Consider the following 12752-nt stretch of genomic DNA (forward strand, 5'->3'; position numbering starts at 1 on the left):
ATATATGGGATACCCATATTTTATACATTATATAATTCCGTAACTCTCTGCACGATCAGCTCTGCCGTATTCTCCTCTGGAGGCATCAACAAGTTTGTAACTGGCCCATACACAACAGGATTTAATTCCACTTCATATCCACCATATGCATACTCCTCTTTTGTCGGTAAGTAACCAATATATCCATTCGTATAGCCACCAAAGAAAGCTAGTTCATTTTGAAGACTCTCTTTCATTTCTAAAGCATTTTCTGAAAAAGGTTCCATCGGTATTCCAGAGAATATACCATCATTAATTTGAAACAATTGAATTTCTAAATCGATACTTAAGTGCCTAATGTTTTTCCTATGCTTATCTAAAACAATAGCAAGCCATTCGTCAGTATTCACACCCCACTGCTTCTCAGCTAATTGGGCCATTCTTTTTATCTCTTCAATTTCTGGAATATCCTTTAACTTCATTTGCATCATCGTCGAAATAGTTCTTAGATTTACAATTGTGCTATATGTAACTGTTGGTAATATCGTTAATACATGTCCGCTAAGTATGTAAGCCATTTGTGTTAATGCTTCTCTTGAACCGCGATAATTTGCATTTACATTACCAGTAGCACCTTGAACAATAATAACAGGACAGTTTACTATCTTCTCCAGAATCTCTCTCGTCATTCCAGGATAATCCGCTGATAATACATCGCTATCCCCTTTTAAAACATTCGGATGAGCAGTACAAAATACAACAATCCCAGCTAACTCCTTTGAATCAGCATGTCTCATTGCTAAAACACCAATTCGTTTATCTACAATACCCTCTATATTTATGCCCATCTTTGCTTTTCCATCAGGTGTCCTCTCTCTTCAGTTTACTCCAATATCGCCTGTCGTAACACCCCAACCAACTTCACATAAACGCATATTATTATTCGCAGTAATAGCACCCTGCACTACATTATTTAGTAAAATCGTTTTATATGACTTTACTAAAGGATGATCACCGACTGTTTCCGGACCAGAATGAGTATGTGTATAAACGACAGTTATTTGCTGCAACGGTACATTAAGCTCACTAGCTACTCGTTCACGAATCATCGTCGTATCTTCTACTAACATTCCGATATTATCAATACTTATAAACACAGTTTTCATTTCATCTTTTTCAAATACAAAAATTGTCCCATAAATGTGCTCTTCAATATTATTAATCCCTGTATCTCTATGATATCCGATAAAATCAATACCTATAGGCGGCGTAATATCCACCTTGCATATCCCTACTTTGCTCATTTGAATCGCTCCATTTCTCTATGTAACTCCCTCTCTTCAAGAATAGCATATTTACCATTTTCAAAATAAAAAGAACGGACAAGAAATCCTATGTCCGTTCTTTTCATCACACATACTTCCGATGCACCATTTTCCCATCATAAGAAAACACAACGCCCTTACTCTCCACAATCGATTCCATATGCACTGTTCTTCCCCATAGCTGATGAAGATACGGTAATACTTTTTCTAAGTATTTTAAATCTAACTCAATTCCTTCATAGCTATGTTTAATGTACAATTCCCCATTCTTTAAGTAGTCTCCATCTTCTACTACTAAGTACGGGAAACCTCCATTTGTGCGCATATTTACGAGTTGATCGCGTACATGCTCCCATTCTTTATCAATTACTTTATATTCTTTTCCTTGGCGCTGGAATAAGTACATATCTTCTCTCATTACAAGTTTTTTATTTAAATAGTTTCTTAGGAACGATACATCCCATTCAATTTCCCGTACTTCAAAGATTTTGTCACGACCAGAACCAGGTTTCACACCGCGTCGTTTCATTTCTTCTGTCGGGTTGTTATAGCGCTCTTCAATATCTTCGAACATTTTAATACCGAGGTAGTATGGATTAATACTTGTTTTTGATGGCTGTACGACACCTGCATTTAATTTCGCAAATTCAATTGCTTCACCAGATGTTAAGTCCATTTCACGAAGTATGCGTTGATGCCAGAAGGAAGCCCAACCTTCATTCATAATCTTCGTTTCAAGCTGTGGCCAGAAGTATAACATTTCTTCACGCATCATCGTTAATATGTCGCGCTGCCACTCTTCTAGCTCACGGCTATATTCTTCAATAAAGAGGAGTAAATCTTTTTCTGGCTGCGGTGGGATTTTCTTCTTTTTATGCATATTAGGTCGTTCTCTCTTTTTGTTTCGATCATCTAAATTCCATAAATCATCGTACTGTGATATCTTTTTCTTTTCTACATCCTCTTCTAAATCTTCAATACTCCATGCAAGTTTCGGACGCATAAGCGATGGATCAATATGTTCTTGAATGGCAAGTACGGCATCTAAAAATGTTTCTACCTCTTCTCTTCCATACTTATGTTCATACGCCTTCACACGATCTGCTGTCGCTGCCATACTCTCCACCATATCGCGTTTCGTATTAGAAAAACGAATATTATTTTTGAAGAAATCACAATGTGCTAAAACGTGCGCCACGATTAATTTATTTTGAATTAAAGAATTCGTATCTAATAAAAAGGCGTAACATGGATTAGAGTTAATAACGAGTTCATAAATTTTACTAAGTCCTAAATCGTATTGTAATTTCATTCTGAAAAATTGCTTTCCAAAACTCCAATGCGAAAACCTCGTCGGCATCCCATATGCACCAAATGTATAGATAATTTCCGCTGGACATACTTCATAGCGCATCGGATAAAAATCAAGACCAAATCCAGTCGCAATTTCCGTAATTTCAGCAATCGCATATTGTAGTGCTTTATCATCACTTGCTCTCATTATTTTCCCTCCTTACACTTTCCCTTAAGAAAGTGTATGATGAGGAACAAGCTTTCATGAGGATTGATTGCATAATAAAAAGACACCCTCTAAAAAAACGAGAATGCCTCTTTCTAATTAACCTTCAATGATCTCCATCTTCTCCGTAATCGGTGTACGAGCTTTTCCTTCTGGTGCTTTATCGAAATAGCCGATATGAAGAATTCCAATGATGCGTTGACCTCTTGTTAAACCAATTCCTTCTATAAATAGTGGATTGTAGTTTAATCCACCTGATTTCCAAACGCAACCTAAGCCGCGTTCCCAAGCAAGTAATTGGAAGTTTTGCATAAATGCACATGTTGCAGCGTAATCTTCGTCACGTTGAATTTGACGCGGATCTTCATTAATGTAAACAATGATTTGTGCAGGTGTGCTTAAGAAACGATCAGATAAAGTTTTGCCGCGTTTTGCTCTTTCTTCTTCTGTGAAAGAGTTTAGTACTGCGTCTACTAATTTCTGACGGCCTTCTCCAATGTATAATTTACAATTCCATGGTTCACGGTGTTTATGATTCGGTGCCCATGTTGCGTCGTTCAATAGTTCAATTAATAGCTCTTTTTCTACTGCTTTATTTGTAAATGTACGAACAGAACGTCTTTCTTTAATAACGTTTGCGATGGAAGTATATGTAGTCATATTTTTCTCTCCCTTATTTTTATCTATATGTATAAATCCGTCATTGATATTGATTTTCAATTTCGATTATAACCTAGTTTTTCACTATTAATCAATGTTTTATGTTGGAAAACCATGAAAAACTTCTTTTTATACTGTGAATAAAAAAACTTAACTTGTTCACAAGTTTTTCACATTTTATGGAAATGATATGTGTAAGTTTTCCACATTACCCATCTAGGAGGAGTTTATATGTACAAGAAAATCGCAGTAAGTATGACTATGGCAGCATTATTGTGCGGGATATCTGTCTTTCCTGCTTCCGCTGCCACGCCAAAAGAAGTAACAATGCACCATCATAAGCCTATTTCAGAAGAAGAAATGCAGTCGCTCGAAAAACTCGGCTATAATAAACATGAAATTTGGAAAGCTGCCCACATTGCAAGAATAAGTAAAAAAGAAATTAAGGACGTTTTAGCTTACTATAAGCAAAATAAATCTTGGGAGAAAACAGCCGAGCATTTCGGTGTAGACCCAAGTAAATTGAAAAAGCATCATATGAATAAAGAAACGAAAAAAGCACTACTGCAAAAATTAGCAAATATGCAAAAGTCCACACCAGATGGACTGAAACAAAAAATGAAAGAATATAACATTGGCTTACGCCAATTTACCGTGTTAACAATCATCTCTCAAAAAAGTAATACCCCTCTTGACGATGTACTAAAAATGAGAAAAGATGGGATGGATATTAAACAAATTGCGGAAAAATTAAATGTTAAAAGAGAAGATATACGAGCAGAGATGATTAAATTAGTGAAGTCCATTAAAGAAAAGAAAACAAATTAACACGCCAAAAAGGAAGAGATATTCAATACTCTTCCTTTTCTTTATGAACTTTCAATTTTCAAGTATAAATTCCCGTCTTTCCCAAAAACTAACATAAGAAAATGATGTAGTAAGGGGTGAGAAAATGTTTCGTTTATCGTCTAAAAAGAAGAAAAAAACAATCTGTTCCATTCCAGAGTTTATCCATACTATGAAAGAATCGAGTGATTTCGTTTCTTATAACATCGTAGAAGATGGGACATTATGTTTGTTTTACTATAAATCTACGGCTGAATCACTCCTCATTAATCGATTCATTTTAACACCTATAAAAAGAGAATTAGATCACATTGAAAATATAAGTGATATAGCAAATATCGTCACACTTGAGGAGATTATCACTGGCCCTACTATTGATGACATTCGTGAAAAATTATTAAGTGGGTATGTACTTATACAACTAAAAAATGATTCTCAAATCGCAGAATATGCACTTATTCGTGCTGAAAGTTCCGTTTTAGGTACACGGCTATATAACGATACTGAAAATGAATATAGTGTCATCGGTCCAAAAGTCGGATTTGTTGAGAATATCGATACAAATATACACTTACTTCGGCGAAATATCGTCACAGAACAATTAGTTTTCAAAGAAGTTATAGTTGGTTCTATATCAAAAACAAAAGTCGTAGTTGCTTACATCGAAGATATTACGAATGAGCAGCACGTTAATACTGCGATGCAGCGCCTACAAGACATTGACTTTGATGTTCCTTTCGATGCAACTATGATTGAACAGTTTATTAGTGATAACAGCAACTCTCCCTTCCCTGTTTTACTCCCTACAGAGCGTTTAGATCGCTCCGTTTATGCATTATTGAATGGAGGAGTCGTCATTTTAACAGACGGTTCACCTTACGCATTAGCTGGACCAGCGACATTACTCGATTTCTTCGTCTCTCCAGAAGATTATTATTTACCATGGATAGCAGGCTCATTTCTTCGAATGGTTCGCTTTTTCGGAGCAGCATTCTCGCTATTTTCATCAGCTATTTATACAGCTGTATTAACGTATCACTATCAAATGATTCCTGCGGATTTACTAGGTCCGATTATTTTTTCAAGAGCTAATGTACCCTTTCCGCCCATTTTAGAAGCACTTTTTTTAGAAATCACAATCGAATTGCTCCGTGAAGCTGGAGCACGATTACCTACAAAAGTTGGACAAACAATCGGCATCGTTGGCGGGATTGTAATTGGCCAAGCATCTGTTCAGGCTGCTTTAACGAGTACCATTTTATTAATTGCAGTTGCTTTATCAGCACTCGCTTCTTTTACAACACCAACTGTAAAAATGTCTTCTACTATCCGGATACTACGATTTCCACTTATTCTTTTAGCTGGTGCATTTGGGGGCTTAGGTCTCATTGTAGGATTCGTACTCATATTAGCTCATTTAATTCGCTTAAAATCACTTGGATCACCTTATTTATTACCTCTATATCCATTTCGCGGTTTAGGAACGGCAGAAGGTCTCTTTCGCTTGCCATTTAGTCAAACTGCAGGACGTGCCTCTTTTCTAAGACCAAAAAAGAAATGGCGCTATGATCCAAACAAAGCGAAAGAAAAACATGATGGTGAAGAGAAATGAAAAATACTTTATTATGCTTTTCCATTATCATTTTAATTTTCCAATCCGGCTGTACACAACCGAATATAGTAGACACACAGCGAATGATTCATATAGGTGGATTTGATATAACGAAAGATAAAAAATTTCGCGGGACAATCTTATATCCCGATTACACAAAAGGCGTTCAATCAAAACCAGAAACTCAGTCAACTACCGCAGATACAATTGAAACAATTTCTTCACTTCTAAACGCCAAATCACCACATACGATCGCTGTAGGTCAAATGCGTGTTGTCCTATTTGGAAAATCATTTGGTGAACGTGGAATTGGGGATGTTATTAACAACTTACAACGTGATCCTAATATTGGCCGAGATGTGCAACTAGCGCTTGTAGATGGTTCAACAGAAGAATTACTTAAACATGTCAAAACGAATGGATCGCTATATCTATCTGATTTACTGGAGCAAAATATAGAAACCGAGACAATCCCTCGGACAGCTTTAAATATTTTTTTATATAACTTTTATTCATCTGGATGCGATCCATTTCTTCCTTATATTAAAGTTGATGAAGACAAGTCTGCTTCCATTAAAGGAATTGCTTTTTTAAAAAAGGATAAAGTGGTTATGTACACAGATAAAAAAGGATCTTTTTTATTAAAACTACTCATTAATCCAACTAAAAATGGTCGTTACGAAGTTCCGATACGTCAAGGTAAGCATAAAGGATTGATCGCTACTCAAAACTTATCCGGGAAAAGTTTTTGTTCTCTTTCCCAAAACGGTGACATTCCGAAAGTTAACATCCACTTAAAGTTAAACGGACTTATAAAAAATGCTCCCGACTGGCTCGATTTAGCAAAGCACGAAAATATAACTTACGTAAAAAAACATGTAGAAAAAACGCTTGAGAAGCATTTAAACGAATTAATAAAACAATTCCAAGAAAAAGAAATCGATCCGATAGGTATACAAGAAGAAATTCGTAGTCATTCAAGAAAATGGACTATAAAACAAATTCAAGAAATGTACCCTAATGTAGACGTTGCTGTTCATGTGCAAATCAATGTCGTGCAATCTGGTATCGGAGAATAGTGAGGTGCTGTAATGGCTGGACAAGATAAAACACATACTGTTTCCCCTTATTTCACATTTCTTCTATTACACTCCCTTCAAATTGGAGTAGGTGTGTTAGGATACCAAAGGATTATTGCGCAATATGCCGGTTATGATTCTTGGATTTCTCTTATTGTTGCGGGCATTGCAACTCATATCGTGCTATTTTGCATGCTTAAAATGTTAGAAAAAGATAATGATTTAATGAATATTCATACGACATGTTTCGGAAAGTGGATTGGAACATTTTTGTCCGTATGCTTTGCTGCATACCTTCTATTATTTTGCCTTACTGTCCTTCGTACATATATTGAAGTCATTCAAGTTTGGGTCTTCCCTACAATTAAACCGTGGAAATTAACTTTATTATTTTTACTTGTGACTTACTACGTAATTAAAGGTGGTTTTCGCTCTGTAACAGGAATATGTTTTTGGGGCGTCGTAATACCGATTTTCGTCCTATTTTTCTTAGTTTTCCCAATGAAATACGCGCATGTCCGTAACATTCTCCCAATTCTAACTCATTCACCTTTAGAAATTCTAACTGCAGCGAAATCATCTGCATTAGAATTTCTTGGATTTGAAGCAATTCTTGTTTTTTATCCATTTATAAAAAAAGAAAAATCATTAAATAAATGGGCGCACGGTGGTATTGCTTTTACAACAATTCTATACGTAATACTAGCCATTGTTTCCCTTATGTACTATAGCCAAGGACAACTACATCATACAATTTGGCCAACATTAACAATGCTAAAAATCATAAAGATTCCTTTTATCCAAAGGTTTGAGTACATCATTATTTTCATGTGGTATCTTATTATTTTACCTAATCTTTGTTTAACAATTTGGTCTTCTTGTTGCATTAGTAAAAGGTCTTTTCACGTACCATTTAAAATTACACTTCCATTTTTTATTGCAGCTATATTTATTTCATCCTTATTTTTCACAAACCGTGAAAGTATCAATACATTAAATACAGTACTGTCTCAAGCTGGTTTATATATTGTATACGCTTATATCCCAATTTTATTTCTATTCCATTCACTACGATGGCGCTTCAAAAATCTGTCGAAAAAATCTTCACCCGACACACCATGATATTTGATACAATTTGGTTAATACATTTGTAAAGGGGACAAGCGAATGAAAAAGTATGTATTTTCTTTACTTGCAGTACTGAGCCTAATTCTTGTTGGATGCGGGAGTACTAGTACAAATGACAAAAAATCTTCTGAATCAAAAGAAGAGCATGACCACGCATCACATACTCAGCAAGCTGATATTCAAGAAAAGACAAAAGGAGTCGACACACTCCCTACCTTCCTAGACAAGCTTGATCCGCAAATGAAAGATATCTACACTGTCGCTGGACAAAATGCAGAGCTATTAGATTGGATTCCATGTTACTGCGGTTGCGGTGAGAGTGTAGGACATAAAAACAATAAAAACTGCTTTATTCGTGAAATTAAAAAGAATGGTGAAGTTGTTTGGGATTCCCACGCAACAACTTGTGTCAACTGCCTAGAAATCGCGGTTGAATCGGCTTCCATGAAACAAAAAGGAAAATCAACGCTCGAAATTCGTAACTATATCGACAATAAATACAAAGAAGGGTATGGCAAGCCAACACCTACGCCAATGCCAAAAGCATAAAAACGAGGAAATCCCTCGTTTTTCTCTTTTCATTCACCTTTTTTCTTAACAAATTCTTTCAAGTGTATTTCTCCTTACTTGTCACACACTATATATAACTCCTCGGTAAGGAGGGTACACAGTGCAAACATATAACGACTATGATAAAGCTCTCTATTACACGTATTGCTGTAATTGGGATAAATTACTCGTTCTCATGGTTCAAACGAACGATCAATTATTTTCTAAGCGTATTGAGCATTTTTTACACGCTTATCAATACAGTAAAGAACTACCAGAAGTTGATAAACAATTGCAGCTCCTATTTCAATATATTGACCACGCATCCCAAAAGTCACATGTAGAAGAAGTAGAGCAAATTCAAATGTAAAATATAGCGCCATTCTCTTTATGAGAATAGCGCTTTTTTAAAATGTTTATATCAATAAAAGTTTCTCCTTATAAAACTTTTATTGATAAACATATTTTTTCTTTCTTTTCCCTACCACTTCATACTATAATTTAGTATGTAACTATTATAAGTGAGGTATAAAATATGGGACGAGAAAAAAAGCAAGAGTATGCTTTATTTGCTGCATGGGGAGCTTCGTTTATTGCTACATTAGGAAGTCTATACTTTTCCGAAATTATGAAATTTGAGCCTTGTGTCCTTTGTTGGTATCAACGTATTTTTATGTATCCATTTGTTTTATGGCTCGGTATCGCTGTAGTAAAGAAAGACTATCGCATTGCAAGTTATTCTTTACCAATCGCAAGTATTGGTGCTTGTATTTCTTTATATCACTATGCAATTCAAAAAATCGCAGCATTTTCAGCTGCTGGGGCAGCTTGCGGCCGCGTACCTTGTACGGGAGAATACATAAACTGGTTCGGCTTTGTGACAATCCCGTTTTTAGCACTTATCGGCTTTATCACAATCGCTGTTTGTAGCTTCATCGTAATTAAAAACAAATAAGGAGATGAAAGAATGAAAAAAATGCTTATATTTGGCGGTATTATTATCGCCTTGTTTGCAGCAATTTTCGCTGTAACACAAATGGAAGAAAAAAATGCTTCAACAAGCCAAAAAATTGATAATGCTACTAGTCAAACAGATGGTTCTGACTACTACACAAATAAAATCTCTCTTTCAGATCTCCAAAAGAATTTAAAAGAGAAAAAAGAAGAAACAGTATACTTTTATCAAACATCTTGCGTTCATTGCCAAAAATTATCTCCTATCGTAGTACCAATGGCTAAAGACTTGAATGTTGATATGAAAGTTATGGATATTGAAAAATTAGATGCTCCTTGGGATGAATATAAAATTAAAGGAACTCCAACAATCATTCATTTTAAAGACGGTAAAGAAGTGAGCCGTATTAGCGGCGAACAACCGGAAGACAAATTAAAAGAGTGGCTTGAGCAAACGAAAAAATAATAAGAAAAGGAAACTCCTTCTATACATGAAATGGGCGTAAAATCCCACACTAATGTATGAGGAGGGGGTTTTATGCCAGAAGTGAAATGCTCTGTTTCCAATTGCTCATTTTGGGGACAAGGTAACCTTTGTCAAGCAAGTGCAATCGTTGTTCAACCTGATGCACAAGAAGCAGGTCAAATTGAAAACAGTTCATATACAAACGCTACTTTAACAAACGAGACGCTTGAAAGTTCTGTAACAACGAGTGTAGAAACGTGTTGTCATACATTTAAACCGAAATATTAAACGTAAAAGCATACGATTAGTCGTATGCTTTTTTACATTCCTCTCCAAACATCATGCATCATAAAAAAGTACAAAATAACGAGAAGGACCGTCCCGCATAAAGTAATGCGCCGATATACACTCTTCTCCCCTTCCCTCGCTTTAACAAATGCCCAAATAAATCCAACGAACAATATTAAATCAATATATGGAACATAAAAGGAGAAGACGAGTAACGCATATAAATACACGATAAATAAACAAGTCGTGATTAAGAAAATTTTAAATGCAAATTCACTTTTCATAATGTGACCGCCCCCCAGTCTGTACTGTATTATATTCAGCAAAACATAATAGTTGCTGTTTCAATTTTTTTATCTCACTATTTACAGGCGCGCGATTGGTATGAAATCATTAAAACCAACTAAACTTCATCACAAATAAGCTACCGCCTATACACGGTAGCTATTATGGAACATTATATTTCCTTTTATATATGTTACTTAAAATCGAATAAGGTAATTGCTCATAACGAATTTTTTCTCCCGTTACATCTACAATATACAAATTGTTTCCTATATAATAGGTTCCATCTTTTCGTTTTGAATACACTGTATATTTTTCATTTGGCAATACCGTTTTTACTTTCGTCAATTGTCCATTTGGTTCTTGCCAATATATATTTACACGATCTACTAACGTAAGCATTCCAATTTGTTCTTCTTCTACTTTACGACCATTCCAACTCACAACCCGATAACCAAGCTTATACGCTTCATATTCGGGACTCGTATGAAAACGAGAAATAATTACTTTCGTCTGTAATTGTACCCGGTCGTATAACCATTGTATGTCCCGATCGTGCATGCGAATACAACCATTCGACTCCCTGCTTCCAATCGTCCATTCCCGATTTGTTCCATGAATTGCATATTCCTTTTTATCTAGACCTAACCACCTCGTACCGAGAGGGTTATTCGGAGCACCCCCAGCTATTTTTTTACGATGGTATTCTTTATTTTTATATTTAGTTATAATACAAAAATTACCCTCAGGCGTCGGGGTCCTGTCTTTTCCTGTCGTTATCGGAAATGTCTTAGTATAGTTTCCATCTTCAAAAAAAGACAGCTGATTCGTCGTAAGGTTAACTAATATTAAATGATCTGTATTAGCAAAAACGCTAGCTGGCAGGCAGAAAAATAGGATTACGATAAACCATACTTTCTTCATCTAAATCCTCCCTAGCACTAACATCATAATAAAGTGAAACTTTACTCGTTGGGGGATTTTGTCCATCCCCACTGAGGATTAGCCTTCACCAATCGAGCATTTACGGACATTTATCTCCCACCTAACTTCCTTGTATTCACCGAATTGTTAGGTAGGAGTCTTACTGCCCGCAAATAGCGGGATAAATACAATTAACTTTACTTTGCTCTTATAAATGAAAACTATCCATTCACAATTACTCCACCATTTACATGCATCATCTGTCCCGTTACATATGCCGAATCACTAGACGCTAAATATACATATGCAGGCGCTAATTCATACGGCTGACCAGGCCTTTGCATAGGAACATTACTCCCAAACTGTGATACTTTTTTCTCATCAAAACTGGATGGAATAAGCGGTGTCCAAATTGGGCCTGGTGCAACACCATTTACACGAATTCCCTTTTGTACTAACGACTGAGATAGCGATCTTGTAAAAGCGACAATCGCTCCTTTCGTTGCAGAATAATCAATCAACGTTTCATTTCCTTCATACGCAACGATAGATGCCGTGTTTATAATTACATCCCCTTGCTTTAAATGAGAGAGGGCTGCTTTTGTAACATGAAAATAAGAAAAAATATTAATACGGAACGTTTTTTCTAGCTGTTCCGCTGTAATATACTCTAGTCCTTGCTGCGGATATTGCTGTGCGACGTTATTCACAAGAACATTTAGCCCCCCTAGCTGCTGGGCGGTCTCTTCTACAATCTCTTTACAATGTTGTTCATTACTCAAATCTCCCGGCAATAATACACAATTCACGCCTTCTTTTTCCACAAGTTGTTTCGTCTCAGTTGCATCTTCGTCCTCATCTAAATAAGCAATCGCAATATTTGCTCCCTCTTTTGCAAAAGCGATAGAAACAGCTCTTCCAATCCCGCTATCTCCTCCTGTAATTAATACATTCTTTCCTTTTAACTTTTCACTTCCTTTATAATTTGGATCTTCAAACTTTGGAAGAGGATTCATTAACGATTCAATACCAGGTTGTTTATTTTGATGTTGTGCTGGCATTGTTAAAAAGTTTTTTTGCTGCGGCATAACTTCCTTCAACTCCTTTCCCCTTATAATGCGCACAATAAAAAAAACTA

Annotated in this window: 14 protein-coding genes and 1 pseudogene; 9 read left to right on the forward strand and 6 right to left on the reverse strand. The window is 35.8% G+C overall.

What is annotated here, in order from left to right; genetic code table 11:
- Nucleotides 1-20: 20 nt before the first annotated feature.
- From AB3X49_RS03400 to AB3X49_RS03410, 3 genes and pseudogenes are all read right to left on the reverse strand, one after another.
- Nucleotides 21-1283: pseudogene (locus AB3X49_RS03400) on the reverse strand (neutral/alkaline non-lysosomal ceramidase N-terminal domain-containing protein).
- 106 nt (nt 1284-1389) lie between these two features.
- Complete coding sequence (gene spoVR / locus AB3X49_RS03405) at nt 1390-2805, reverse strand: stage V sporulation protein SpoVR (RefSeq protein WP_002029894.1); 1416 nt, start codon at nt 2803-2805, stop codon at nt 1390-1392.
- A 117-nt stretch (nt 2806-2922) separates the two neighbouring features.
- Nucleotides 2923-3483, reverse strand: coding sequence for a nitroreductase family protein (locus tag AB3X49_RS03410; RefSeq protein WP_367960516.1), 561 nt, complete (start codon nt 3481-3483; stop codon nt 2923-2925).
- Between the two features lie 231 nt (nt 3484-3714).
- On the opposite strand from AB3X49_RS03410, the gene AB3X49_RS03415 reads away from it, so the two are divergent.
- The 9 genes from AB3X49_RS03415 to AB3X49_RS03455 all read left to right on the forward strand — a co-directional run bounded on the left by AB3X49_RS03415 (nt 3715) and on the right by AB3X49_RS03455 (nt 10405).
- Nucleotides 3715-4311 carry a hypothetical protein gene (locus AB3X49_RS03415; RefSeq protein WP_367960518.1) on the forward strand — a complete coding sequence of 199 codons (597 nt, stop codon included), beginning with the start codon at nt 3715-3717 and terminating at the stop codon, nt 4309-4311.
- A 124-nt stretch (nt 4312-4435) separates the two neighbouring features.
- Nucleotides 4436-5941, forward strand: coding sequence for a spore germination protein (locus AB3X49_RS03420; protein ID WP_033729732.1), 1506 nt, complete (start codon nt 4436-4438; stop codon nt 5939-5941).
- Nucleotides 5938-7020 (forward strand): spore germination protein GerYC, encoded by a 1083-nt coding sequence (gene gerYC, locus AB3X49_RS03425; RefSeq protein ID WP_002140451.1) that lies wholly within the window; start codon nt 5938-5940, stop codon nt 7018-7020. The genes AB3X49_RS03420 and gerYC overlap by 4 nt, the downstream gene beginning before the upstream one ends.
- A gap of 12 nt (nt 7021-7032) precedes the next feature.
- Nucleotides 7033-8142, forward strand: coding sequence for a GerAB/ArcD/ProY family transporter (locus AB3X49_RS03430; protein ID WP_367960521.1), 1110 nt, complete (start codon nt 7033-7035; stop codon nt 8140-8142).
- Between the two features lie 45 nt (nt 8143-8187).
- Complete coding sequence (locus tag AB3X49_RS03435; protein ID WP_002125374.1) at nt 8188-8697, forward strand: PCYCGC domain-containing protein; 510 nt, start codon at nt 8188-8190, stop codon at nt 8695-8697.
- Between the two features lie 121 nt (nt 8698-8818).
- Entirely contained in the window at nt 8819-9067 is a 249-nt protein-coding gene (locus AB3X49_RS03440) for a YhdB family protein (protein ID WP_001195459.1), read from the forward strand.
- A 165-nt stretch (nt 9068-9232) separates the two neighbouring features.
- Nucleotides 9233-9652 (forward strand): disulfide formation protein C, encoded by a 420-nt coding sequence (locus AB3X49_RS03445; protein WP_002125372.1) that lies wholly within the window; start codon nt 9233-9235, stop codon nt 9650-9652.
- Nucleotides 9653-9664: 12 nt separating this feature from the next.
- Nucleotides 9665-10117 (forward strand): thioredoxin family protein, encoded by a 453-nt coding sequence (locus AB3X49_RS03450; protein WP_002029885.1) that lies wholly within the window; start codon nt 9665-9667, stop codon nt 10115-10117.
- A 72-nt stretch (nt 10118-10189) separates the two neighbouring features.
- Nucleotides 10190-10405 carry a DUF1540 domain-containing protein gene (locus tag AB3X49_RS03455; protein WP_002029883.1) on the forward strand — a complete coding sequence of 72 codons (216 nt, stop codon included), beginning with the start codon at nt 10190-10192 and terminating at the stop codon, nt 10403-10405.
- 32 nt (nt 10406-10437) lie between these two features.
- Here the strand turns inward: AB3X49_RS03455 and AB3X49_RS03460 are convergent, their stop codons facing one another.
- The 3 genes from AB3X49_RS03460 to AB3X49_RS03470 all read right to left on the reverse strand — a co-directional run bounded on the left by AB3X49_RS03460 (nt 10438) and on the right by AB3X49_RS03470 (nt 12702).
- Nucleotides 10438-10689 (reverse strand): hypothetical protein, encoded by a 252-nt coding sequence (locus AB3X49_RS03460; RefSeq protein WP_002029881.1) that lies wholly within the window; start codon nt 10687-10689, stop codon nt 10438-10440.
- Between the two features lie 163 nt (nt 10690-10852).
- The gene (locus tag AB3X49_RS03465; RefSeq protein ID WP_002029880.1) at nt 10853-11614 is read right to left on the reverse strand and encodes a L,D-transpeptidase; all 762 of its coding nucleotides are present in this window, start codon (nt 11612-11614) and stop codon (nt 10853-10855) included.
- Between the two features lie 221 nt (nt 11615-11835).
- Nucleotides 11836-12702 carry an SDR family oxidoreductase gene (locus AB3X49_RS03470; protein WP_002087502.1) on the reverse strand — a complete coding sequence of 289 codons (867 nt, stop codon included), beginning with the start codon at nt 12700-12702 and terminating at the stop codon, nt 11836-11838.
- Nucleotides 12703-12752 lie beyond the last annotated feature (50 nt).

Source organism: Bacillus sp. C30 (assembly GCF_040838255.1).
Lineage (GTDB): Bacteria > Bacillota > Bacilli > Bacillales > Bacillaceae_G > Bacillus_A > Bacillus_A mycoides.

Excerpts from the sequence above, each read along its gene's own strand:
- AB3X49_RS03415 (WP_367960518.1), top strand. The coding sequence starts at position 3,715 with ATGTACAAGAAAATCGCAGTAAGTATGACTATGGCAGCATTATTGTGC.
- AB3X49_RS03450 (WP_002029885.1), top strand. The coding sequence starts at position 9,665 with ATGAAAAAAATGCTTATATTTGGCGGTATTATTATCGCCTTGTTTGCA.
- AB3X49_RS03410 (WP_367960516.1), bottom strand. The coding sequence starts at position 3,483 with ATGACTACATATACTTCCATCGCAAACGTTATTAAAGAAAGACGTTCT.
- AB3X49_RS03465 (WP_002029880.1), bottom strand. The coding sequence starts at position 11,614 with ATGAAGAAAGTATGGTTTATCGTAATCCTATTTTTCTGCCTGCCAGCT.
- AB3X49_RS03460 (WP_002029881.1), bottom strand. The coding sequence starts at position 10,689 with ATGAAAAGTGAATTTGCATTTAAAATTTTCTTAATCACGACTTGTTTA.
- AB3X49_RS03430 (WP_367960521.1), top strand. The coding sequence starts at position 7,033 with ATGGCTGGACAAGATAAAACACATACTGTTTCCCCTTATTTCACATTT.
- gerYC (WP_002140451.1), top strand. The coding sequence starts at position 5,938 with ATGAAAAATACTTTATTATGCTTTTCCATTATCATTTTAATTTTCCAA.
- AB3X49_RS03420 (WP_033729732.1), top strand. The coding sequence starts at position 4,436 with ATGTTTCGTTTATCGTCTAAAAAGAAGAAAAAAACAATCTGTTCCATT.
- AB3X49_RS03455 (WP_002029883.1), top strand. The coding sequence starts at position 10,190 with ATGCCAGAAGTGAAATGCTCTGTTTCCAATTGCTCATTTTGGGGACAA.
- AB3X49_RS03435 (WP_002125374.1), top strand. The coding sequence starts at position 8,188 with ATGAAAAAGTATGTATTTTCTTTACTTGCAGTACTGAGCCTAATTCTT.
- spoVR (WP_002029894.1), bottom strand. The coding sequence starts at position 2,805 with ATGAGAGCAAGTGATGATAAAGCACTACAATATGCGATTGCTGAAATT.
- AB3X49_RS03445 (WP_002125372.1), top strand. The coding sequence starts at position 9,233 with ATGGGACGAGAAAAAAAGCAAGAGTATGCTTTATTTGCTGCATGGGGA.
- AB3X49_RS03470 (WP_002087502.1), bottom strand. The coding sequence starts at position 12,702 with ATGCCGCAGCAAAAAAACTTTTTAACAATGCCAGCACAACATCAAAAT.